The sequence below is a fragment of the Actinoplanes regularis genome, from assembly GCF_900188005.1.
Taxonomy (GTDB): Bacteria; Actinomycetota; Actinomycetes; order Mycobacteriales; family Micromonosporaceae; genus Actinoplanes; species Actinoplanes regularis.
The window spans coordinates 100,182-122,795 of sequence record NZ_FZNR01000006.1; the positions used below are offsets into that span (position 1 = coordinate 100,182).

Annotated in this window: 18 protein-coding genes and 3 tRNA genes; 4 read left to right on the plus strand and 17 right to left on the minus strand. The window is 71.0% G+C overall.

The features are described from left to right. Positions 1-9: 9 nt before the first annotated feature. The 6 genes from CHC09_RS18095 to CHC09_RS18120 are packed head-to-tail and all read right to left on the minus strand — an operon-like array spanning position 10 to position 5,904. Complete coding sequence (locus CHC09_RS18095) at positions 10-1,344, minus strand: family 4 glycosyl hydrolase (RefSeq protein ID WP_089294305.1); 1,335 nt, start codon at positions 1,342-1,344, stop codon at positions 10-12. 45 nt (positions 1,345-1,389) lie between these two features. Beyond that, on the minus strand, positions 1,390-2,667 hold the full coding sequence (locus tag CHC09_RS18100; RefSeq protein ID WP_089294306.1) for an ABC transporter substrate-binding protein: 1,278 nt from the start codon (positions 2,665-2,667) through the stop codon (positions 1,390-1,392). 4 nt (positions 2,668-2,671) lie between these two features. Then, positions 2,672-3,487: a carbohydrate ABC transporter permease gene (locus tag CHC09_RS18105; RefSeq protein WP_089294307.1), complete on the minus strand. Its 816-nt coding sequence runs from the start codon at positions 3,485-3,487 to the stop codon at positions 2,672-2,674. Between the two features lie 3 nt (positions 3,488-3,490). After that, entirely contained in the window at positions 3,491-4,369 is an 879-nt protein-coding gene (locus tag CHC09_RS18110; protein WP_089294308.1) for a carbohydrate ABC transporter permease, read from the minus strand. Next, complete coding sequence (locus CHC09_RS18115) at positions 4,356-5,420, minus strand: PfkB family carbohydrate kinase (protein ID WP_089294309.1); 1,065 nt, start codon at positions 5,418-5,420, stop codon at positions 4,356-4,358. Before CHC09_RS18115 ends, CHC09_RS18110 begins: the two co-directional genes overlap by 14 nt. 43 nt (positions 5,421-5,463) lie before the next feature. Beyond that, positions 5,464-5,904 (minus strand): hypothetical protein, encoded by a 441-nt coding sequence (locus CHC09_RS18120; protein ID WP_239138441.1) that lies wholly within the window; start codon positions 5,902-5,904, stop codon positions 5,464-5,466. An 89-nt stretch (positions 5,905-5,993) separates the two neighbouring features. Here CHC09_RS18120 and CHC09_RS18125 point away from each other — a divergent pair, with 89 nt between their 5' ends. Further along, a complete protein-coding gene (locus CHC09_RS18125; protein WP_089294311.1) occupies positions 5,994-6,626 on the plus strand; it encodes a DinB family protein in 633 nt (210 codons plus the stop codon). Here the strand turns inward: CHC09_RS18125 and CHC09_RS18130 are convergent, their stop codons facing one another. Both CHC09_RS18130 and CHC09_RS18135 read right to left on the minus strand, forming a co-directional pair. Continuing rightward, positions 6,627-7,133 carry a GAF domain-containing protein gene (locus CHC09_RS18130; protein ID WP_089294312.1) on the minus strand — a complete coding sequence of 169 codons (507 nt, stop codon included), beginning with the start codon at positions 7,131-7,133 and terminating at the stop codon, positions 6,627-6,629. 326 nt (positions 7,134-7,459) lie between these two features. Next, positions 7,460-8,269 carry a TIGR02452 family protein gene (locus CHC09_RS18135; protein ID WP_089294313.1) on the minus strand — a complete coding sequence of 270 codons (810 nt, stop codon included), beginning with the start codon at positions 8,267-8,269 and terminating at the stop codon, positions 7,460-7,462. Between the two features lie 125 nt (positions 8,270-8,394). Here CHC09_RS18135 and CHC09_RS18140 point away from each other — a divergent pair, with 125 nt between their 5' ends. From CHC09_RS18140 to CHC09_RS18150, 3 genes are read left to right on the plus strand one after another with little or no spacing between them, the layout of a single operon-like run. Further along, positions 8,395-9,201 (plus strand): ABC transporter ATP-binding protein, encoded by an 807-nt coding sequence (locus tag CHC09_RS18140; protein ID WP_089294314.1) that lies wholly within the window; start codon positions 8,395-8,397, stop codon positions 9,199-9,201. An 18-nt stretch (positions 9,202-9,219) separates the two neighbouring features. Further along, a complete protein-coding gene (locus tag CHC09_RS18145) occupies positions 9,220-10,209 on the plus strand; it encodes an aliphatic sulfonate ABC transporter substrate-binding protein (RefSeq protein ID WP_089294315.1) in 990 nt (329 codons plus the stop codon). Further along, entirely contained in the window at positions 10,206-10,964 is a 759-nt protein-coding gene (locus CHC09_RS18150) for an ABC transporter permease (RefSeq protein ID WP_089294316.1), read from the plus strand. Before CHC09_RS18145 ends, CHC09_RS18150 begins: the two co-directional genes overlap by 4 nt. Before the next feature lie 91 nt (positions 10,965-11,055). Here the strand turns inward: CHC09_RS18150 and CHC09_RS18155 are convergent, their stop codons facing one another. The 9 genes from CHC09_RS18155 to CHC09_RS18195 form a co-directional block, all read right to left on the minus strand. Beyond that, a complete protein-coding gene (locus tag CHC09_RS18155) occupies positions 11,056-12,399 on the minus strand; it encodes a ferredoxin reductase family protein (RefSeq protein WP_089294317.1) in 1,344 nt (447 codons plus the stop codon). Positions 12,400-12,566: 167 nt separating this feature from the next. Next, positions 12,567-12,637: transfer RNA gene (locus CHC09_RS18160), tRNA-Cys, on the minus strand. Position 12,638: 1 nt separating this feature from the next. Beyond that, positions 12,639-12,719 (minus strand) — tRNA-Tyr (locus tag CHC09_RS18165). Positions 12,720-12,741: 22 nt separating this feature from the next. After that, positions 12,742-12,815: transfer RNA gene (locus tag CHC09_RS18170), tRNA-Leu, on the minus strand. 194 nt (positions 12,816-13,009) lie between these two features. After that, positions 13,010-13,912, minus strand: coding sequence for a hypothetical protein (locus tag CHC09_RS18175; protein WP_089294318.1), 903 nt, complete (start codon positions 13,910-13,912; stop codon positions 13,010-13,012). Between the two features lie 11 nt (positions 13,913-13,923). Next, positions 13,924-14,421, minus strand: a complete 498-nt coding sequence (locus CHC09_RS18180) for a SigE family RNA polymerase sigma factor (RefSeq protein WP_089294319.1) — start codon at positions 14,419-14,421, stop codon at positions 13,924-13,926. A gap of 212 nt (positions 14,422-14,633) precedes the next feature. Continuing rightward, the gene (locus tag CHC09_RS18185; protein ID WP_089294320.1) at positions 14,634-15,635 is read right to left on the minus strand and encodes a TAXI family TRAP transporter solute-binding subunit; all 1,002 of its coding nucleotides are present in this window, start codon (positions 15,633-15,635) and stop codon (positions 14,634-14,636) included. Between the two features lie 13 nt (positions 15,636-15,648). Next, positions 15,649-17,715, minus strand: coding sequence for a TRAP transporter permease (locus CHC09_RS18190; protein WP_089294321.1), 2,067 nt, complete (start codon positions 17,713-17,715; stop codon positions 15,649-15,651). A gap of 39 nt (positions 17,716-17,754) precedes the next feature. Next, entirely contained in the window at positions 17,755-22,608 is a 4,854-nt protein-coding gene (locus CHC09_RS18195) for an HD domain-containing protein (RefSeq protein ID WP_089294322.1), read from the minus strand. Between the last annotated feature and the right edge of the window lie 6 nt (positions 22,609-22,614).

Here is a 22,614-nt window from a genome sequence, read left to right on the forward strand (position 1 = left end):
AACGACGGATCAGGACAGGTAGGCGAGCTCGGGAAGCTCGGCCCGATAGGCGTCGACCAGCCGCTCGGCCAGCGCCGGGTCCCCCACCAGCGGATGTGTCGTCATCGCCCGGACCGCGGCGGCCCGGGAACCGGTGGCGACCGCCTCCAGGATCAGCCGGTCGGTGGCCTTGACCGCACGCACCAGACCGACCGCGTGCCCGGGCAGCGGCGCGACCGGCAACGGCACCGCACCCTTCGCGCCGACCGTGCACGGCACCTCGACCACCGCGTCGTCGTCCAGGATCTCCAGGGTGCCGCGGTTGCGGACGTTGAGGATCAGCGTGGCCGGCTCGTCGCGGGCCAGCGCCCGCATCACGGCCAGCGCCACCCCCTCGTACCCGGCCGGCCGTGACTCGTCGTGCTCACGCTCGCCCGCCCCGGCGAGCTCCCGGTTCTCGGCCATGTAGGTCGCCTCCCGCTCCCGCCAGGCGGCCAGCCACGCCTCGAGGGGATCGCCGGCGGCCATCTCGTGATAGCAGCGCTCCTGCTGCTCTCGCAGGAACGCGCCCCGGGTCTGCGGCGCGTCACGGACGGCGGCCAGCGTGCCGGCCGGGTCGTAGTAGTAGTGCAGGTACTCGTTCGGGATGGCGCCCAGCTCCGGAAGGTTCCCGAAGAGCCGCCCCTCCTCGATCGTCTGCAGCCGTTCGGCGTCGGCGAGCAGCCCGGGCAGCAGGTCCCGCCCCTCGGCGTCGTGCACGCCGTAGAGCCAGCCGAGGTGGTTGAGGCCGGCGTAGTCGATCCGGCGTACCGCCGAAGGGCTCAGCCGCAGCGTCCGCAGGACGCGGTCGACGAGCCCGGCCGGTGAATCGCAGATCCCGATCACCCGGTCACCGAGGCGACCGGACATCGCCTCGGTGACCAGGCCCGCCGGGTTGGTGAAATTGATCAGCCAGGCGTCCGGGGCGAGGCGGGCGACCCGCTCGGCGATGCGCAGCGACTCCGGCACGGACCGCAGGCCGTACGCGATGCCGCCGGCCCCCACCGTCTCCTGCCCGAGCACCCCCGCCGCCAGCGCGACGCGCTCGTCGACGACCCGGCCGCGCAGCCCGCCGGCCCGGATCGCGCAGAACACGAACGCCGCCCCGGTCAGCGCCGCGTCCAGGTCGGTGGTGGTGACCACGGCGGGCGCGTCCGGCACGTCCCGGGCCAGGGCCGCGAGCACCCGGCCGATCCCGGTCAGCCGCACCGGGTCCACGTCGTGCAGGGCGACCTCGGTGATCCCGGTGTTCCGGTGGTCGGCGAGCAGCGCCTTGTACACCAGCGGCACCCGGAAGCCACCACCGCCGAGAATCGTCAAACGCACCGCATCCCCTTTCCTGCCGGGCCTGCCCGTCGCCGGGCGGCCGGCTCAGCCCGCCATCGCCGCGTTGCCCGCGTCCTGCGCCCGTCGCAATCCTTCCGCAACGCCGATCCGGCCGAGGAAGACCTCCTGGAGGATCGGCGTGTACGCGGTCTCACCGGCCCCGACCCGCGGCCCGAGCGGCGCCGGGAACGTCGTCCCGGACCCCGAGTCGAGAAACGGTCGCAGGTCGACGCCCCGCCGCCGCCAGTGGTCGACGAACGCCGGCTGCACCGCGGTCACGCCCGGAAACGCGTAGCCGCCCTCCGCGATCGGCTCCTGCCCGTCCGCCGTGCCGATCCACTTGAGCACCTCGACCGTCGCGTCCCGGTGCGCGGTCCTCGCCGAGGCGACCGCGGCCACCCCGTGCACCACGCCGACCCGCCCGGCCGGGCCCTTCAGCAGCGGTGCGATCCCCCAGCTGAAGCCGGCACCCTCCTGGATGCTCCGCAGGTGGTACGACCCGGACTGGAACAGCGCCATCCGGCCCTGGGTGAACAGCCGCAACGTCTTGTCACCGTCGGTGCTGGTCTCCGCGGCCGGCGGCGCCACGTGGTCCTCGTCGATCAGGTCGACGAGGTACCGCACGGCCTGCACGGTCTCCGGCCGGTCGGCGAAGTCGAACGAGTCGCCGGACTGCCACGTGCCGCCGTTCGACCCGACGAAGTCCCACACGATCGCCTGCGAGTCGAAGGCGGCGTTGAAGCCGTACGTCGCGATCCGCTCGGGGTCGAAGCCGGCCTCGCCGGCGTGCCGGCCCGCGCTGTCGGTGGTGAGTCGCCGCGCCGCCGCGCGAAAGGTGTCCCCGGTCCCGGCGGGATCCCAGGCGAGCGCGGCGGGGTCGATGCCGGCCGCGGTCACGAGGTCCCGGTTGTAGTAGAGCGCGATCGAGTCCCAGAGTTGGGGCACGCTCCACAGCCGGCCGCCCCGGGTGTAGAGGTCGACGACCGATTTCGTCCATCCCGGCACGGGGTCGACCGGCAGCAGCCGGTTGTTGTCGGCGTACAGGCCGAAGTTGGAGGTGTTGGTCCAGAAGATGTCGGCGGACGTGCCGGCGGCGAGGTCCGCCGGCAGCTTCGTCCAGTAGTCGGCCCACGGCACCACCTGCACGTCCACGTGGAGATCCGGATGCGTCGTCTCGAACGTGGCGAAGGACCGCCGGTACGCCCCGGCCACCTGGTCGTCCCAGAGCCGGAAGGTGACCGTGGTCCGGCCGTCCCGGTCGCCGCCGGCGATCGAGCAACCGGCCACCAGCAGGACCCCGAGCAGCAGGGCCGGCCGTCGCACGCGGTCACCTCATCCCGGTGACGGTGATCGACCGGACGAGGTGCTTCTGGAAGATCACGAAGAGCACGAGCAGCGGCAGGGTGGCGAGCGTGGTGGCGGCCATGACCAGGGTCCAGTCGCCGTTGTACTGACTCTGCAGGGCGGCGACCGCGACGGTGAGCACCTGCCAGCGCACGCCGCTGGTGACCACGAGCGGCCAGAGGAAGTCGTTCCAGTGCGTGACCACCGTGATGATCAGCAGGGTGGCCAGGATCGGACGGCTCAGCGGCAGGACGACGTGCCGCAGCACCCGGAGGTGGCCGGCGCCGTCGAGCCGCGCGGCGTCCAGCAGTTCCCGCGGCAGGGCGCGGAAGAACTGGCGGAGCAGGAAGATCGCGTACGGCGAGCCGAACATCGACGGCAGCACGATCCCCCAGAACGTGTCGGCCAGGCCGGCCGCGCCGAGCAGCACGAACCGCGGCACCAGGACCGCCACCGCCGGCACCATCAGGGTGGCCAGGTAGACCCGGAAGATCGCGTCCCGGCCGGGGAAGTCGAGCCGCGCGAACGCGTACGCCGCCAGCACCGAAGAGGTCAGCTGTCCGATCACGACCACCAGCACCACCTGGACGGTGATCACCAGCGGTGGGATCAGGCTGTGCCCGCCGACCAGCAGCTCCGCGTAGTTCGCCCCGGTCGGCGGCCTGGGCGGGGCCAGCGGCGGCCGCTGCGCGAACTGCCCGGGCGTCTTCAGCGAGGTCTGGACGCTCATCAGGTACGGCGCGAGGATCAGGACCGCGGCGACCCCGAGCGCGAGGTAGGTGAACACGGCGCGGCGCATCCCTCACCCCACCTCGTACGTCGTTCGCCCGCGAAAGTACGACCGCTGAGCGATCGTCACGGCGGTCAGCAGCAGGAACAGAACCACCGACATGGCCGCCGCCCGGCCCATCCGGTAGTCGACGAACGCCTCCCGGTAGATCGCGTACGCCACCACCTCGGTCCGCCCGGCGGGACCGCCCCGGGTCATCGCGTAGACGGTGTCGAACACCTGGAAACTGCTGATCACGCCGGTCACCAGGACGAAGAACGTGGTCGGCCGCAGCAGCGGCAGGGTGACCCGCCGGAAGCCCTGCCACGGCCCGGCCCCGTCGATCCGGGCGGCCTCCGAGTACTGCGGCGGGACGCCGGCCAGCCCGGCGAGAAAGAAGAGCGCGACGTAGCCCACATTGGTCCAGACGGTGACCGCGGCGACCGCCGGCAACGCCAGAACGGGGCTGGTCAGCCACTCGATGCGGTGGCCGAGCAACTGGTCGACCGCGCCGTCGGCGGGGTCGAGGAGCCAGCGCCAGACCACGCCGAGGGCGAGCGGGGCGCTGATCCAGGGCAGCACCAGGATCGCGCGGAACCAGGTGGAGCCGGGCAACCGCCGGTCGAGCAGCAGCGCGACGAGCAGCCCGAGCGCGGTCTGCAGCGGGAGGACCAGCAGAACGAAGCCGGCGGTGACGGCGAGGGAGCGACCGAAGGCGGGATCGGTGAGGATCGCGCGGTAGTTGTCCAGGCCGGTCCAGCGGGCGGGGCTGACCAGGTCCCACCGGGCGAGGCTGATGCCGAGCACGGCCACGACCGGGAGCAGCAGGAAGCCGCCGACGCCGACGAGGCTGGGCGCGAGCAGAAGATAGCCCGCCAGGGTGTCACGTCGCGGAGGTTCAGTGGTCGGCATGCGCGTCGGAGAGGCGGGCGATGGTCGCGGTGGCCCGGTGCACGGCGTTGCGCCGGCCGGGCGGGATCACCTCGGGAAGGAAGGCGTAGCGACGGGCCAGCTCACCCTCGCTGGACTCGGGATGCCGCCGCTGCGCGGCGTAGAGCGTGGCCTGCCACCAGTCGGCGATGTCACCCCAGCCGGGGGCGGAGAGGGAGCCGCCGAAGTGCTGGACGGAGAGCGCGGCGACCAGGTTCGCGAAGGCCACCCGGTCGGCGAGGGGCCACCCGCCCAGGGTCCCGGCGATGAAGCCGGCGGTGAAGACGTCACCGGCGCCGGTCGGGTCGAGCGCCTCCACCGGCACGCCCGGCACCGTCGCCACCTCGCCGGTGGCCGAGTCGGCGGCGAGCGCGCCGTCACTTCCGTCGGTCACCACCACGATCGGGACCAGCCCGGTCAGCTTGTCGAGCGCCGCGCCGGGCGTGCTCGTGCGGGTGTAGCGCATCGCCTCGACCGCGTTGGGCAGGAACGCGTGACAGTCGGGCAGCACCGACAGCGCCTCGAAGGACCACTCGTCGGTCTCGTCCCACCCGACGTCCGCGAAGATGAGCGTGCCGCCGGCGCTGGCCCGGGACATCCAGCCGGTGCCGGAGCCGCCCAGGCTGACCGCCGCCGCGCGGGCCGCCGGCAACCCTTTGACCAGGCCCTCCGCGTCGGTGGGCAGGGGATGCTCATGCGTGATCATGCTGCGGTCCCGGTCGTACGCCAGCGAGACGGTGACCGGGGAGTGCCAGTCGTCCAGGCGCCGGGAGGCGGAGAGATCGATTCCCTCCTGTCGGCTGAGCACCTGGTGACAGAATTCGCCGTAGGCGTCCGTGCTCAGCGCCGTGCCGAGCCCGGTGTGCAGCCCGAGCCGGCTGGCCGCCACGGCCAGGTTGGCCACGCCGCCGGGGCACGACCCCATCCCGGACGCCCGCACCTCGGTGCCGGGGCCCGGCAGGTCCCGCAGCCCGGTGAAGATGACGTCGAGGAACACCATCCCGGGTACGAACAGGTCGAGCTGGCGCGCCATTGGACGATCTTACCTCCGTCCCGATAGGTCCAGTGGTGATTGATCACCTGCCGCGGCGCAGGTCCGCGTGGGCCGCACGCAGGGTGTCCACCTGACGGTCGGTGCCGGGTGGCCGGAGGGTGTCCAGCATCCGCCACGCCTCGTCCAGAGCCTGGGACAGCTCATGGACCCGGCCGGCGTGCTGGCGGCGCACGTCCTCGCGAACCTTCTCGATGCGGCGTAACCAGCCGGCACTGTTCTCCGGACCGGCCTGGACCGGGATGGAGCGCGTCTCCGGGGCGGGCCGTATCTCCGGGCCGCCCGGGGCCGGGGCCGGGGCCGGGGCGGGCTGGAGGACGTCGGCGGCCGGGACGATCGCGGCGATCGGGCGGCCACCGTCGACCACGATGGTGACCTGGCCGGTCAGCCCGGTCAGCCGGACCAGTTGCTGGAAACGCAGGCGGGTCTCGGCGATGGACAACTCGATCCGGCGTCGGATCGGCATGGCTGCTTCTCCCATACCGTGATGATGCGCGCGGGGTATGACAGTTTTATCCCACGAGGCCGCCGGACCCGCTCGGATAGGCTCACCGGATGCCCGACTCCCCTGTGGATCACCCCACCGCCGAGGACGTACGACGCGTGACGAAGCAGGCCGTCGCGGCCCTGAGCACGGTCCAGGACGAGGACTGGCGGGTGCCGGCCGGCGACCTGTCGTGGAGCTGCTGGGAGACGGTGGAGCACGTCGCCGACGATCTGTTCTCCTACGCCGGGCAACTCGCCGCCGAGCAGCCGCCCGCCGACGGCTACGTGCCGTGGGGCTACCGGCGCGCGCGGCCGGACGCGCCCGCGCTCACGATCTTCGTCGATCCGGAGAGCGGCACCGCGGGCCTGTTGCGGGTGCTCGAGGCGTCCGGCGGGTTGCTGGCGGCGAGCGTCCAGGTCAGCCCGCCGCAACGGCGGGGCTTCCATCCGTACGGTGTCTCCGACGCCGCCGGGTTCGCCGCCATGGGCATCGTCGAGATCCTGATCCACCTGTACGACGTCGCGCAGACCCTGAAGTTCCCCTGGTCCCCGGAGGCCGGCCTGTGCACCCGGGTCCTCAACCGGATCTTCCCGGACGTGCCGGCGGGCGACGATCCATGGCCGGCGCTGCTCTGGGCCACCGGCCGCGTCGAGTTGCCGGGCCGCCCGCGCCGGACCGAGTGGCGCTGGTACGCGCGGTGATCAGCGGCGATGCCGCAGCAGGGCCGCCATGGCCTCGTCCGCACTGTCGCTGAGCACGGCCAGGTCCACATCGGTGTAGATCCGCCGACGCCGGTCCACCACGCAGTGTGCCCCGAGCATCACCCCGTCCGGCGTCGCCAGCGGAACGCCCAGGTAACTGCGCAGCCCGGTGGTCGCCAGGAACGGGTTCGCCGCGTGCGCGGGGTCCGCACCGAAATCGGTGACACAGTACGGCTCACCGTTGAGCACGGTCCGGCTGCACACCGCCCACTCGGCGGGCGCGTCCTGGGCGACGGCCTCCCAGTCGCCGAGGCCGTACGCGCCGATGATCCGCTGGGTGTCCGCGTCGAGCACGGAGACGAGCGACACGGGCGTCTCGAGGAGCTTCGCGCTCCGTTCGGCCACCTCGTCCAGCGTCGCTCGCAGCGAGGCGCCGGACAGGTCGTAGCGGGCCAGTTCCGCCAGCCGGGAGGCTTCGGCCAGACGGTCGTACAGGTGGGGCTTCATCGAGCCTCCGTTCCGCCGAACCCGGTGCCGGTCCTCTACAAGAACGATCGGCACCGGGTCCGGACTGCTGAGCGCCGGCCGGCACGCCCGGTGAACGGGGCGCGGACGTCAGCCGACCAGCAGTCGCGCGCGCCGTGCGCGCAGCCGTCCGGCGCTCAGGCCGGGGCCGTCGCGGAGGCATCCGTCGGGCGGGCGTCCGTCCGGTCATGGCGAGTAAACCTTCGGTTACCGGGCGACGGGGCGCCGGCCCGCTCCCAGCACGACGGCACGGGACTCGGCTTGTAGCCCAGCCACGGGGCTCCATCGGTCGTACCAGGGAAGATCTTTTATCGTCGGTCGATGGCGCCGCGGCCGAAAGCCCGCTCGAACGCCTCCCGGGTGCGGCCGCCGCGGTCCAGGACGGCGAAGACCACCCGGTCGAACCAGGGGGCGGCCGCGAGGGCCGTGGCGAAGGCGGCGGCGACCTGGTCCGGATCGTTGCCGAAGACGCCGCAGCCCCAGGCACCCAGGATCAGCTCGCGGTGGCCGTGCGCGGCGGCGACCCGCAGCACCCGCGCGGCGCGGCGCTCCAGCGTGTCGCCGATCTCGGGCAGCGACTCCGGCTGGCCGCGGGTGATGGCGGACCGGTTCGGCGCGGCCGAGACCAGGAACGAGACCGGGTGCGGCGCGGGCAGCAGGCGGCCCTTGTCGTCGCGGAACACCGGCACGGACGGGGCGTAGATGACCCGATCGGTGTAGAGCAGCGAGCGCTCCGCCCGGTGGTGATCGTAGAAGTCGCCGGCCGCGAGCAGGCACGGATAGAGGGCCGAGCTGCGGGCCAGACTCTCCTCCTGGGCCTGGGCCCCGGTGCGGAAACCGCCGCCGGGATTGCGGGCCGAGGCGAAGTTCAGCGCCGCCGGGTCGCCGCCGATCCGGCGCGCCGCCCAGAGGGTGGACTCGGCGGTCACCTCGATCACCGGCGGCCCGGCCGCGGGGACGGGCTCGGGCAGGTCGTCGCCGGGCAGGTGCAGCCGGGTGCCGGCGACCGACCGCGCCACCTGGTCCGCGATCGCCACCCGGCCGTCCGGGCCGTCGTAGTGACCCCGCTCGGTGATCTCGACCGTCTCCTGGGCGATCGCCCGCAACCTGGCACTCATGGCGATTGATCATGTCGGACACCCGGCCGGGCCGCGACCGGTTTACCCCGGAGGTGAGCACGGATCGGAGAATTCGCCGCTGCAAATCTAGTTCATCGGTAGGACATATAGGTAAGCTGCGCGGCATGAGCGCCGTTTCACTGGTACTGGACGGTGTCGGCAAGGTGTTCAGCGCCGGAGGCCGGCAGCGGGCGGTGCTGTCCGAGGTACGACTGAGCGTCGCCGCCGGCGAGGTGGTGGCCCTGCTCGGACCCTCCGGCTGCGGCAAGTCGACGCTGTTGCGGCTGGTCGGCGGGCTGGAGGCGGCGAGCTCCGGAAGCGTGCGGGTGGACGGGCGTGAGGTGCGCGGCATCGAGCCCCGGTGCGCGGTGGTGTTCCAGGAACCGCGCCTGCTGCCCTGGCGCACGCTCGAGCGCAACGTCGCCTACGGACTGCCCCGCCGACGACGGCGCGGAGCGGTCGAGAAGCAGGCCCGGGCGGAGGTACGGCACTGGCTCTCCGTCGTCGGGCTGGCGGAGTTCGCCCGGCACCGGCCACGACAGGTCTCCGGCGGCATGGCACAACGCGCGGCGCTGGCCCGCGCCCTGGCCCGGCGGCCGGGAGTGCTGCTGCTGGACGAACCGTTCGCGGCCCTGGACGCCCTGACCCGCCTGCGGATGCAGGACCTGCTGGCCGAGGTGCAGCGCGCGGAGGGCACGACCGTGCTCCTGGTGACCCACGACGTCGACGAGGCGCTGCACCTGGCGGACCGGGTCGTCCTGCTCGGCGCCGGGGAATCCGCACCGGACGGCGCGGCCACGGTCCGGTCGATCGTCGAGGTGCCCGGAACCCGGCCCCGCGACCGGGGTGACGCGGAACTGGCGGCGCTGCGGGTGCGGCTCCTGGCCGAGCTCGGCGTGCACACCCCGGCGGCAGCGCCGGCCCACCCCTGACGAGAGGAGACCGAACCGATGAGGATCACGCGCACGCTGGTCGCGGTGGCGACGGCGGCCACGCTGCTGACCGGATGTGTCGAGGGCGAGGACGCGGCCGACGGCGCCGGCACGCGGAGCACCACGCTGCGGCTCGATTACGCCTACTACAACCCGCTCAGCCTGGTGGTGCGCGAGCAGAAGTGGCTGGAGAACGACCAGCATCTCACGGTGAGCTGGCAGCTCTCGGCGGGCAGCAACAAGGCGAACGAGGCGCTGCGCGCGGACGCCATCGACATCGGCTCGACGGCCGGCGCGGCGGCGCTGGTGGCCCGGGCGAACGGCGCGCCGATCAAGACGATCGAGGTCTTCAGCCAGCCGGAGTGGGCCGCCGTGGTGGTCCCGAAGGGTTCCGCGATCACCGACGTCAAGGGGCTCAAGGGGCGGAAGGTCGCGGCCACCAAGGGCACCGACCCGTACTTCTTCCTGCTCCAGGCGCTGGACCAGGCCGGACTGAAGCCGAGCGACGTGACCGTGGTCAACCTCCAGCACGCGGATGGCAAGGCCGCTCTGGAGCGCGGGAACGTGGACGCCTGGGCCGGACTCGACCCGCTGATGGCGACGTCCGAGCAGGAGGCCGGCTCGAAGCTGATCTACCGGAACGTGGCGTTCAACTCCTACGGCGTCCTCAACGCACGGGAGGCGTTCCTGACCGAGCACCCGGACCTGGCGCAGGCGGTGGTGAACGCGTACGAGAAGGCCCGCCAGTGGATCAAGGACAACCCGGACGAGGCGGTACGGCTGTACGCGCGGGAGGCGAAGATCTCGGAACCGATCGCGAAGGCGGTGCTCGACGAGCGTACGAGACTCGACGTCGATCCCGTCCCCGGCGCCGCGCAGCGCGCCGTCCTCGAGAAGATCGTCCCGGTGCTGGTCGCGGACGCCAACGTCAAGTCGCCGGAGAGCGCGCGCGACGCCCTCGACACGCTGTTCGAGCCGAAGTACGCCACCGCCCGGAGTTCGCAGTGACCCTGGTCCAGGCCCGGCGCGCCGGCGCCGGACTGGTCCTGCCGGTTCTGCTGCTCGCCGGCTGGCAGTGGATCGCGGCGGCCGGGGTCTTCTCCGCGGCGCAGCTCCCGCCGCCGGGTGAGGTGCTGGACGCGCTCGGTGAGCTGCTGAGGCGTGGCGAGCTCTGGCACCACCTGGCGATCAGCACGCAGCGGGTGCTGATCGGCTTCGCCGCCGGTTCCGCGCTCGGCCTGACGCTGGGCGGTCTGGTCGGCCTCTCCCGGTGGGCGAGCACCGTCCTCTCCCCCACCGTGCAGGCGATCCGCGCGGTGCCGTCGCTGGCCTGGGTGCCGTTGCTGCTGCTCTGGCTCGGGATCGGGGAGACCCCGAAGATCGTGCTGGTGGCGATCGGCGCGTTCTTCCCGGTCTACACCACGGTGTCGGCGGCGCTCGCGCACACCGATCCGCACCTGGTCGAGGTCGGCCGGGCGTACGGAAGATCCGGCGTCAGCCTGCTCGCCTCGATCCTGTTCCCGGCCGCCACCCCGGCGATCCTCTCCGGACTGCGGCTCGGCCTGGCCCAGGGCTGGCTGTTCCTGGTCGCCGCCGAGCTGATCGCCTCCTCGATGGGGCTCGGCTTCCTGCTGATCGACAGCCAGAACACCGGCCGGACCGACGTCATGCTCCTGGCGATCATCCTGCTCGCGCTGCTCGGCAAGCTCACCGACACCGTTCTCGGCCTGGCCGAGCGGCGTCTCGCGGCGACGTCCCGATGAGAAGTCCCGGGTGCTGCCTCCCCCATACCGAGGCAGCACCCGGGACCCTCGTGGGAGGACCGTCCGGGGGCATCTCCGGACGGTCCCCGTCCTATCCGGCCAGCCGGAACCGTTCCGCGTGCACCTGGCGGGACGGCACCCGCAGCCGGCGCAGGCTGTCCAGCACGGCCGTGGTCATGGCGTCCGGGCCGCAGACGTACACGTCCCGGGCGGTGATGTCGGGGACCAGGGCGAGCAGCCGCTCCGGCCCCAACGGCTGGTAGCCGCTCGCGGTGCGACCGGTGAGCACGTGCAGCCGCGCCTTGCGGGCCTCCGCGAGGTTGCGCAACTCCCCCAGCAGGACGGCGTCCGCAGCGTCCCGCACCCGGTAGAGGACGACCAGGTGGCCGGTCAGATCGGGGTCCTCGAGCAACGCCCGGATCGGGGTCACCCCGATCCCGCCGCCGATCAGCACCGTCGCGCCACGGGTCCGGTGCGCCGACGTGAACGCGCCGTACGGCCCCTCCGCGTACACCTTCGCGCCGATCGGAAGGTCCCGCAACCCGGCGCTGGTCGACCCGATCCCCTTCGCGGTGAGCCGCAGCGAGCGGCCGTTCGGCGCGGCGGACAGGGAGAACGGGTTGACCTGCCACCAGCCGTTGTGGCCGGGGAACCGCCAGAGGAAGAACTGACCCGCCCGGGCCGGCAGGCGGTCCAGTTCCCGGCCGGTGATGTGCACCGACACGGTGTCGGTGGCCTCCTCGACGACCGCGGCCACCCGCAGCCGGTGCCGCGAGTTACGGATCAGCGGCACCACCAGGCGGCCGGCGATCAGGGCGCCGAGGGCGAACGCCCACAACCCCCACCAGTACACCTGGGTGACCAGGTTGACCTTGAACGCGCTGCCCTCGTAGACCTGGTGCAGCACGCCGAGCAGGACGACCACGTAGAGCAGCAGGTGGACGGCGTGCCAGGCCTCGTACGAGAGCCGCCGCCGGGCCGCCCGGACGGACAGCCCGACGATCACCACGATCAGGACGACCGCGATCATGCCGAGCAGGACCGGAAGCTGCTTCGCGAGGCTCACGGTCGTGGCGAAGAACGAGACCTGATCCAGCCTCGAGAAGCCGAGCAGCACGAACGCGGGGTGCGCCAGGGCCAGCCAGAAGATCGCCATGCCGGTCCAGCGGTGCCAGACGGTGAGACGGTCCATGCCGTACGCCCGATCGACGACCGGCAGCCGGGCCACGAGCAGCAGTTGGAGGGCCATCACGAGGGCGAGGTACAGACCGAGGAAACGGCCGATCGTGCCGAGAAGGTTCTTCCCGGGGCCGGCGGCGATGAACATCAACTGAACGGCGACGAGATTGAAGGCGATGAACGCGATGATCGCGACGCGCGCGACCTGGACGTTGCGACGGAAGGTTAGGGCTCGAGGCTGGGTCACGACGGTCATCCCGGTCTCCCCCCTGCTGGGAGCTGCTGTTACCCGGGTGTACCACGACTGCCCCGCCTCGGTTCAACCAGAGCATGGCCGAATTCCAACCGAAGTGTGCCACCGCGCGCCCGCGTCTCGGCCATCAGACCGATCCGCCGATGGGCGGGATGTGCCGGCGACTCAAGAGATCGCAGCCGGATTCGAACCGGCGTATACCGTTTTGCAGACGGTTCCCTGACCACTCGGGCATGCGATCGTGCGGGCGGCAGGATTCGAACCTGCTCAGCGAAGCACCCGGTTTACAGCCGGGCCCGACTCTCCAGCGTCGGCGCGCCCGCGCGGCGTGTCAGCCACGCTTCGTGCCCTCGGCGCGATTCGAACGCGCACCACTGGCGTCCTCAACGCCAGGCCTCTGCCAGTTGGGCTACGAGGGCTCGTTCCACTTCTCGGGGAACAAAAAAGCCGCCTTTCCCGGACGGGGGAACGGCGGCGCTGAATGCACGAGCGGTCTCAGCCGCGCCACCGGTCCGGGGCGAGATAGAGGTACGTACACAGCATGATCGTGATCTCCCTGATCGTTCGAAGCTGTGCCTGAACCTATTCGGCCCACCCCGGACCGGCAACGTATTTACGCGACGCCCACGTGGAATCGCTTGTCCACGGCGAGCGCGGCGAGCTGCTGCGCGGTGAACGGCGCCGCGGGGAGCTTCGGCTCGTCGAAGATGGACTGCCTCGCCTGCGCCACGAACACCACGGTGCCGTCGTCGTACCGGTAGGCGGCCCACCGGTCGAGCCGGTCACCGGGACCGGCGGGGCCGGCGACGGCCACCTGCACCTTGCCGACCTGGACCAGCTCACACCGGCCGCCGGGCGAGTCCGGGTAGCGGGCCTTGGAGGGCGCGAGCGTCTCCTCCGTCGCCGCCTTGACGCCCCAGAAGGACTCGGCCAGCTCGCAGGGATCGCTGGGCAGTTTGTTGTCCGGTTCGTGCACCTCGACGTACAACTGCCCGGCAGCGCCATCCTTGGTGATCTTCACGCTCGCCAGGTAGCTCCACTCCGGGTCCTCGATCGCCCCCTGGTGCGACCGGAACTCGGTTCCGTCCGGTGCGCTGCCCACCGGCGCCTCGTACCCGCTGGGCACGACCGTCAGCAGCGTGTCGAGGACCTTCTTACCGGTCTGATAGTGCGGGCCACTGTCGGCGGTCGCGTCGCCGCTCGCCTCGGCCGGCCAGGACGGCTTGGTCACGTCCGGGCCGGGAACCCCGTTCGCCGGCGCCTTCGAGCTCAGGCCCGGCGTCGGCGCCGGGCCGGCCGCCTGGTGGCCCGCCGGGGTCGATCCGCCGGATCGGTAGAGCGCCGGGACGGCGACCACCGCGGTCAACGCCACGACGGCGCCGGTGCAGGCGGTCACGGTGCGCCGCCGGGCAGCCCGCCGACCCGCGGCGATCGCCGTCGACGACTGCATCGGCGGTGGCTCGGGGCTCTGCGTCAGCACGGTACGCAGGGCGTCGCGGAACTCGTTCTCCTCCATGGTGTTCCCCCTCATTCGGCCGGGACGGGCGCGCCGATCACCGCGCGTAGAGTGGCCAGTCCGCGGGCGGCCTGACTCTTGACCGTGCCGGTGGTGACGCCGAGCGCCGCCGCGGTCTCCTCGATGCTGAGGTCCTGCCAGTAGCGGAGCACCAGCACGGCGCGTTGCCTCGCGGGCACCTCGGCGAGGGCGCGCATCAGCATGAGCCGGTCCTCGACGGGCGCTCCGGGTGCCGCCGGCCGATCAGCCGGCGCGTCGTGCGGGCGTTCCCGCCGCCACCATCCCCAACGGCCTTCGTCGATGAAGATGCGGATCATCACCTGGCGGACATAAGGGTCCAGCGACTCCTGCCGGCTCACCTTGTTCCACCGTAGGTAGAGCTTGATAAAAGTGGCTTGTACCAGGTCCTGGGCCCGATGCCAATCGCCGCACAGCAGGTAAGCGGTGGCCCGCATACTGCTCGATCGTGCGGCGAAATACTCCGCGAACGCCTCGTCACGGTCGCTCATGCCGCCACCTCCGCTGCGCTCCGGCGTCGACATGAGTTCCAAACTGAGCCAGCCGATTCGCTCGCAAGCTCACTCATGCATCCCCCATCGTTCTTCGGTCGCGGTATACACGAGGTCACCGGCCGCCAGGGTTGCACGCCTTCGGCTTCGAACGAGAATGAGTTCGGGCCCCGGAGGAGGCCGGGATCACCATGGCAAGCCCGGCCATCCGGTCACCTAGGGGCGTTCAGCTCGTCGAGCGCTTTCTCGGCGCCGCGATGCAGCGGAACCGGAGAGGTCTTGCGGGCGGTGTCGAGGGTGATCTCCTTGGCCGCGGCGCTGGCCTGCTCGAGCTGAGCCTTCCGCTCGAAGAGCGTCCTGGTCAGCACGCAGGCCACGTTCGGGTCGAGGTCGGCACGGACCAGGAGCACGTTCGGCACGATGATGGTCTTGACGTCGGCGGGCCGCTGATAAGTCGCGGCCGGGATGACGCCCTCCTGGTACACCTGATTGATCTTCTGAAGCTCGGGCAGCAGCGGCGTGACGTCGAGGAACTCGACCTGATCCTTCGCGGTCGTCAACAGATCAGTGATCCCGGGCGTCGGCAGGCCGCCCGACCAGAACAGCGCGTCGATCGTGCCGTCCTTCATGCCGTCGACGGTCTTGGTGAGGTCGAGCTTCTGGGCGCTGACGTCCTTCGCCGGATCGAGCCCGGCGGCGGTCAGGATCCGGCCGGCGATCACCTCCGTGCCCGACTTCGGCGAGCCCGTCGAGACGCGCTTGCCCTTCATACCGGCCACGTCCTTGATCCCGGCGGCCTTCCGGACGATCACCTGGGTGTAGTTGGTGTGGATCCGGGCCAGGGCGGTGACCGGCTGCTTCGTGGTGAAGCTGCTCGTGCCGTTGAACGCGTCCGCCGCGGTGTCGGCCAGCGAGAACGCCACGTCATAGGTGCCCGCGACGAGTTGCTGGATGTTCTGCACCGACGCGCCGGTCTCCGCCGCGGTCGCCCGCACCTTCCCGCCGGCTGCGTTGACCTGCTCAGCGAAGGCATTACCCAGCGCGAAGTAGACGCCGGTGGCGTTGCCGGTCGCGATGCCGATCCGGGTGTCCTGGGCGACCTGGCAGGTGACCTCGCCGCCGGTGTCGGTCGCCGCGGTGTTCTGGCGGCCGCCGCAGGCGCCGGCGGCCAGGGCCAGCGTGGTGATGGTGGTGACGGTCAGGATTCGTCGCATACAAGTCCTCCGGTCACTGCTGAGAGGGTTCGGGCCGCGCCCGCGGCGCGACATCATCGGTGGTCGCGGCGGGCGGCTCCGCTTCCGCTTCTCCTCCGGTACGACCATCGCCCTCCCGGGTCCGGCCGAACGCCGCCAGCAGCGCGGATCCCGCCAGCGCCGCCAGGCCGACACCGACCGCGACCGGGTCCAGATAGAGCAGCAACAGGCCGGCGACCCCGCCCAGCACCCGGCCGGCCACCCCGGCCCGGCCCACGCCCGGCACCCATCCACCGGTCGCCACCGCCAACCCGGCCACCGCGAGCGCCGCCACCACACTGGTCCACAGGATTCCCGTCACCGGCCCTCTGGCCAGCAGATACTCCCCGTGGTCGGTGAGCACGAAGGCGATCGGCGCGAGGAAGGCCGGCAGGGCGTACTTCAGCGCCTGCCACATCGTCGGCATGGTCCGGCCGCCGGTGATCGCGCTCGCGCCCACCGCGGCCAGCGCCGTCGGCGGGGTCACCTCGGAGAGCACCGAGTAGTAGAAGACGAACATGGCCGCCGCCGGGGCGCTGACACCGAGCCCGAGCAGCGCCGGCCCGATGATCACCCAGCCGATGATGAAGCTCGCGGTGACCGGCACCGCGAGACCGAGCACGGAGAGCGCCACCGCGGCCAGCAGCACGGTCAGCGCGAGCACCGCAGTCGGGTTGTCGACGATCGCCCGGGCACCGTTGACCAGCAGGGACGCGAGCTGCGCGCCGAGACCCGTCTTGGTGGTGACCGCGGTGATGACGCCGGCCGCGGCACAGACCGCGACCACCGGCAGGACACCACGCACCCCGGCGGCGAGCGCGGTGAACAGCCGGGGCGGGGTCAGCCGCGCGCCACGGTCCAGGAACGACAGCACGACGGCGAGCAGCGTCGCGTAGACCACGGCCCGGGCGGCACTCTCGCCGGCGGCCAGCAGACCGACGATCAGGATCAGCGACGAGAAGTGGTAGCCGGACCGGAGCAGCAGCTTCCACGCGCTGGTGGCGGGCAGGTCCACGGCGCGCACCCCGAACCGCCGTACGTCGATCTCGACCGCCAGCAGGATCCCGAGGTAGTACAGCAGCGTCGGGATCATCGCCCAGCCGAGCACGGTCAGATACGAGACGTCCAGGTACTCCGCGACGATGAACGCGGCCGCACCCAGCGTCGGCGGCGACAGGATCGCGCCCACCCCGGCGGCGGCGAGCATCCCCCCGGCCTGCTCCGGCGGATACCCGGCCCGGCGCAGCATCGGCCAGGTGACGGCGCCGACGCTGACCGCGGTCGCGGTCCCCGAGCCGGAGACGGTCCCGAGCAGGAACCCCGCGGCCACCGCCGTGCGACCGGCCGCGCTGCGCGACCGCCGGAAAGCGGCCACCGACAGGTCGACGAAGAACCGGCTGGCGCCGGAGAGATCCAGCACGGCACCGTAGATGGTGAAGAGCACGATGTACGTCGCGGCGACGTCCAGCGGGGTGCCGTAGAACCCGCTGCCCGAGTTGTAGAGCGCGTCGACGATCTGCGCGAAGTCGAGTCCGGCGTGGGCGATCGGCCAGGTCTGCGGGAGGAGGCCGCCGTAATACCCGTACAGCAGGAAGGCGAAGCAGACGATGGGCAGAGCGAGCCCGGTCGTCCGCCTGGCCGCCTCGACCACCAGGATCAGTAGGACGGCGCCGAAGGCGACGTCGATGGGTTCGAGCAGCGCCTGCCGGTCCAGGAAGCCGTCGTAGCCACCGCCGAACGGGCTGACCGGGTAGAGGCAGGCGATCAGCGCGGCCGCCGCCAGGATCCAATCGGTCCAGGTGGGACCGGTCCGGCTGCCACCCCTTGCCTGGTACGCCAGGAAGACCAGCGGAAGCGTCATCGCCAGGAAGATGATCAGGTAGAACTGGCTGCCCTGGGCGAGCGGCCGGAACACCTGCCAGAGGGTGAGGACCCCGGCCGCGGCGGCGACGACCGCGACCAGCAGCCCGACGCGACCGGGCAGGTCACGGGCCGGTCGCTCCTCTTCGTCGTAATGGACGGCGGGTGGGTCATCGACACCGAGAGATCGATCATCGCCCATGAATGGACCCTACTACGACGGCACCCGCCGACGGTCCGATCAGCCGATGGTGGGCGCGGTGAACCCGCAGTACGTCGCATACCGAGCGAGCCTGCGCCGGACGTCCTCTTCGGTCGTGTCCGCCTCCCGCGCCGCCAGCCGGATCCAGTCGTCGGTGATGTCGTCGTCGGTGATCAATTGCTGGCCGTCCAGCTCAGGCGTCAGCAGGATGACGTCCCGCCAGTCGGGCACGATGTCGGCCGCTTCCTCGGGAACCTCCGGCGCCGGATCGTCGAGCAACGGCGCGAGCCGGGTCACCCGCCCCCCGATATCCCCGATCGTCCTGCCGAGCCGCCCCGCGATCCGAACCACGTGCAACGCGTCCCAGCGATAGTTCGCACTCTCCTCCTGGTCCGCAAGGTTCCAGCGGTTGGGCACCAGCGCCACCAGCACATCGACCTCGTCGGGAACGAACGCCATCTGCCCATACGCTTGCTCGGCGACGGGACTCCGCCCGGACATCGTCAGGAGCGCCGCGAAGGTCTGGATCACCTCCGAGACCGTGGTCTCGGTGTGACCTGCGAGATGGACCAGCGCCCCCGCGAGATAACGGACGGGCTCGGGAGACAGACCGAACTGGTAGCGCGCCATCTCGCGACCCAGGCTGCTCGGCAGTCGAATGCTCCACATCCCACCCCAGTCGAAATCGGGTGCGGAGACCGGAAACCGCCGGCCGAGTCGGACCAGCCGCGAGGTGGTCTGCTCGATGGTCTCGTCATTGGCCTGCGCGAGACCCAGCATGTATGCCGGAGATCGCTCCCCCAGATAATACGGCGGTATGCCGTCACCATCGGCCGAAAGAACGACGCGGTCGCGCTGATGAAGCCCAGTCAGATCAGCGAACGGATCTTCCTGGGGCCAAGCAGGTTCCACCTCGGTGGTCTCAATCAGGCGCACCCCGAGCATCACTTGGAACGGCGCGAGACGTTCCAGCAACTCGCCTGGGGACCCGCCGGCGGAACCAAGCATCCTCAGCAGCGCCGTCACATCGACTACATCTTCGGTACCGGCCCGCTCGGCGACCATGCTGATTTTCCCGAGCATCGCTCGCAGCTCCGGCGCGACCGCATGATCCGGCAGACCAGAAAGATCGGTTGCCAACCGGAAGCCGAGAGTCGACGCGAGCGAGGCGACCCGGGCGGCGATCCGGGCAGGCGTCTCCCCGAGCTCAATGGCGGCATGAATCAGCTCCAGCCTGGTCAGTCCGTCATGAATCAACCGGGCGACGGACACGGCTCCGGAATCGCACACGTAATCCGGATCGGGACGGAAGGCGATCGGTGATTCACGCCGCAGCCGCTGAACAGCTCTCATCCGCTCGCATATCAAGGCAAGCGGCAGCCCGGTCTTATGGGACATGGTGGCAAGCGCCGGAAGCAGGCTCTGGAACTCGTCGCTCGTACCGGCGACCTGAACGTCGAGGTCGTCTGCCGGCCGTTCCCAGGATCCATCCCCGGCCGGGGCCGGAACGGCTCCATGGATCGCGAATCGACGCACTCGCCGCAGGAGTCCCGCCACCGGGAGACCGGTCCGACGACTCAACTTCACAATCGTCAGCACCCCGCCCTCCGAGGTCGCCCAATCGCCGTCCCCGGATCTGTCCACGAGCACGAGCAGGTCAGCCGGCTTGAGAACCGGTTGGCCGTCGGTTGACACCGGCGCGACCTTGAACCCGGCTTCATCCAGGTCGGAGGGCACGCCTGCCGTCTCTCCGAAATAGGTCGCCGATACACCGGCAGACCGCCACAGCGCCACAGCGGCGGAATCCAGCAGATTCGAGGAAATGTTCCAATACAGGTCCCAGCGCTTGACCCGCAAGTTCGGGACAGGCGAATAGAAACCGGCGGGCGAGCCGGGTAACGGCCAGAGACCGACCCTTTCGAAGGGTGCCGAACGCGGATCACCCGGCCGGTTCGGCAGCGACACACCGTCCCGGACCAACTCGGCGACGAGTTCCTCCGCCACCTCCGGCTCCTCGTCCGCGAAACATTGCACCCAGCCGTGCGTCAGGTCCGGGTGGTGGGCCAGGCCGGCCAGACTTTCGCCAAGCTGCGACCGCACCCAGGGTTGGTCCCAGGACTCCAGGCGATTCCGGTCGACCGAAAGCTGAGGGCTGCGGCCATCGCGCAGGTTTACGACGTAGCCGAAGGGAGTTTCGTCGCACACGATTCCGTCAGCCAGGATCCTGCCGTCGGTGGCGACCCACCAGATCTCACCGGTGCGCTGCATCCACGGATAGGGCTCGGGCGGACAGAGCTGATCCGCCGGCCAGCGCCTGAACGCCGAGTCGAACCGCGCCTCGACGTCGAACTCGGAGTACCAGAGCATCTGACGCAGTTTGTCCACGCACGATATCGGCTCTGCCATCTGGCGCAGGTAAAGGCGGACCCGGGTGCCCCCGATGCGGGAGACGTCGTCCGGTCCGGCCGCGGCATCCGTCGTGGTGATACGGAACAGGCTGCCGCTGCTGGAGATGTGGACATGCAGGGTTTCCCGCGGGGTGTTGGTCGTGCGGTCGACCCGGGCGGTTTCGATGAAGATCTCGTCGGCGAGCATGAAGTAGCTGAATACGCCGATGCCGAACCGGGAATTGGCCCAGAGGCGCAGGCTCTCGTCCTTCTGCAGCCACTCGGCCTGCTCCCAGAGGAAGTCTGTGGAGTTGACGAAACGACGGCCGGCCTTGGAGAACGTGTTTTCCAGCTCGTTGCGGCCCATCCCGACCCCGTTGTCGGTGCACTCGATGAACTCCCGGCCATCGGCGTCCCGGTCCTGGAGGAAGCGGATCCGGCCCTGATAAGGCTGATTCCGGAACCGGGCGCGCAGGCTGCGGTACCGGCACGCGTCGAGGGCGTTCTGGTACAGCTCGCGGATCGCCAGGGCCGGGTCGCCGTAGAGCCGGGCACCCATCAACAGATCACGAATCTCGTGGTGAGCCAGGCGGAACTGCAGGAGCGGGGTTTCGTAGACCGGGCGGCCCGCAACGTCCGCCTGGGCCTTCAGGTCAGCCGTGTTGACCGTGACCGGAAGGCCGGTGAGCACCTCGATACCATTGCCACCGGTCTCGTCCAGCCAGTGACGGACCGCCTGAAGCTGCTGCTGAATCGCGTCGGCGACCTCCTGCATCGCCAGATGAGTGGCCGGGTGGACGCAGCGCGCCGCCAGGAGCAACGTGGTGCGGTCGGTCGTGACCGACCAGCGCGCCTCGCAGACCGCTTGGCGCAGGGCGGCCGGTTCGAGCGGATCGTGGATGCCGATGTGGTCGACAACCACCTCGCCGAGGCGGCGCAGGTCGAAGGCCATCGCACCGGCCACCCCGAGGAGCAGGGCGAGCAGCTTTCCGCGTACTGGAAAAGCCTTTGCCTTGGCCGCACCGGCGCGGTCGCCTTGCGCCTGGCCGGACAGGAAGACCGTCAGGTCCTCGGCGCCGGCGCCGAGCATCGACGCCGCCCCGCGGATCACCGCGGCCTGTTCGGCACGGAATCCCTGGCGTTTCTCGACGACCTCGGCAAGCCGCGCGGACAGCGCGGTGACAGGTTTCCGCTGCCAGAGGCCGACCTGGCGGAAGACGCAGCGGTGCGCCAGCCAGAGCGCGAGCGCGTCGGCGTCGGCCGGCCGCGGCTCGGCGAGCGCGGTCGCCTTCTGCCAAACCCGGGCGTGTGCCGAGTGGACCGCCTCCAGCTCGCGGCGCGTGGGTTCGTCGCTCAAACCCGGGGCCAGGTCGAGGGGGCGATGCTTGGCCAGCTCGTCGATGCCGGCGGCATGCATGGCCTCGGCCAGCAACGGGGCGGTGAGCAGGAGCAGGATCTCGGCGGGCGACAGGTCCACGCCGGGCGGGACGAGCAGGTCGAGGGCCGCGACGCAGCGGCGGTAGTGGTCGGCGTCGCGCCACGGGTCGTCCGGCAGGACGTCCACGTTGCCCTGCCAGAGTTTCCACACCTCGGTGGCGATGGCGACAGCGGCGTCGATCTCGGCCTGGACCGCGGCGCGATCCGGGCCCCAAAGGGCCGAAGCGGTGATCGCGTCCCGCCACGGGTCGGCGCCGCTGACACAGATGACCTGGTCGCGAATGTCTCCGGCGCCCTGGTCGCCGAGCAGGTGCACACGTTGGAAACGGCCCGGTTTGTAGCGCGTTACCAGGGTCTGCAGAACTTTGTCGGCGCTGTCGACGACCTCGGTCAGGGTGCGGGCCGGATATTCCGGGGCGAGCACCGTGACCAGTGCCTTGGTGAACAGGCTCATCCGCAGCTCGTCGCTGTAGTAACAGTACTGCTCGGCGTCGCAGCCGAAGATCGTGCTGACCCGGGTCTTGTGTTCGGGGGCGACCGCACCGCGCCCGAACTCGGGGGTCGCGCGCAGGCCGAGGCCCTTGCCCGGGTCGAGGGTCTCCCGGCAGGCGTCGACGGCGAAGACCACCGCCCGGGCGTCGCAGTTCTTCAGATGGCGGCTGAGATCCGTCTCGACCAGGTACTGCGGGTCGGCGAGCGCATCGGCCAGGGACGGAATGTCGCTCGGAACAAGATAGTCCTTGCCCTCGTAGGAGACCCCGTGGCCGCTGAAGTAGACGAAGAGGACGCCACCGGCCGGCGCGTCGCGGCAGGCTTCCCGGATCAGCCGGGAGATCACCGGCGCGGTGACCACCGGGTCCTCGGCGGCCGGGTCGGGGAAGACCCGGACGTTGTCCGCGTATCCGGAGGACTCCAGCGCCAGGCGCAGCTGAGTGAGGTCGTTGCGCACGGTGGAGATGTCGGGGAAGTCGTCCGACTGGTAGTGCGGGACGCCGATCAGCAGCGCGCTGAATCCGATCACGACTGTCGCCAGTGGAGGCCGGCCCCTAACATTGCGCCAAGCTACCACTACCGA

Bases quoted from the DNA above. Each gene is read 5' to 3' on its own strand.
- CHC09_RS18105 (WP_089294307.1), bottom strand. From the start codon at position 3,487: ATGCGCCGCGCCGTGTTCACCTACCTCGCGCTCGGGGTCGCCGCGGTC.
- CHC09_RS18110 (WP_089294308.1), bottom strand. From the start codon at position 4,369: ATGCCGACCACTGAACCTCCGCGACGTGACACCCTGGCGGGCTATCTT.
- CHC09_RS18115 (WP_089294309.1), bottom strand. From the start codon at position 5,420: ATGGCGCGCCAGCTCGACCTGTTCGTACCCGGGATGGTGTTCCTCGAC.
- CHC09_RS18120 (WP_239138441.1), bottom strand. From the start codon at position 5,904: ATGCCGATCCGACGCCGGATCGAGTTGTCCATCGCCGAGACCCGCCTG.
- CHC09_RS18125 (WP_089294311.1), top strand. From the start codon at position 5,994: ATGCCCGACTCCCCTGTGGATCACCCCACCGCCGAGGACGTACGACGC.
- CHC09_RS18130 (WP_089294312.1), bottom strand. From the start codon at position 7,133: ATGAAGCCCCACCTGTACGACCGTCTGGCCGAAGCCTCCCGGCTGGCG.
- CHC09_RS18135 (WP_089294313.1), bottom strand. From the start codon at position 8,269: ATGAGTGCCAGGTTGCGGGCGATCGCCCAGGAGACGGTCGAGATCACC.
- CHC09_RS18140 (WP_089294314.1), top strand. From the start codon at position 8,395: ATGAGCGCCGTTTCACTGGTACTGGACGGTGTCGGCAAGGTGTTCAGC.
- CHC09_RS18145 (WP_089294315.1), top strand. From the start codon at position 9,220: ATGAGGATCACGCGCACGCTGGTCGCGGTGGCGACGGCGGCCACGCTG.
- CHC09_RS18155 (WP_089294317.1), bottom strand. From the start codon at position 12,399: ATGACCGTCGTGACCCAGCCTCGAGCCCTAACCTTCCGTCGCAACGTC.
- CHC09_RS18175 (WP_089294318.1), bottom strand. From the start codon at position 13,912: ATGGAGGAGAACGAGTTCCGCGACGCCCTGCGTACCGTGCTGACGCAG.
- CHC09_RS18180 (WP_089294319.1), bottom strand. From the start codon at position 14,421: ATGAGCGACCGTGACGAGGCGTTCGCGGAGTATTTCGCCGCACGATCG.
- CHC09_RS18185 (WP_089294320.1), bottom strand. From the start codon at position 15,635: ATGCGACGAATCCTGACCGTCACCACCATCACCACGCTGGCCCTGGCC.
- CHC09_RS18190 (WP_089294321.1), bottom strand. From the start codon at position 17,715: ATGGGCGATGATCGATCTCTCGGTGTCGATGACCCACCCGCCGTCCAT.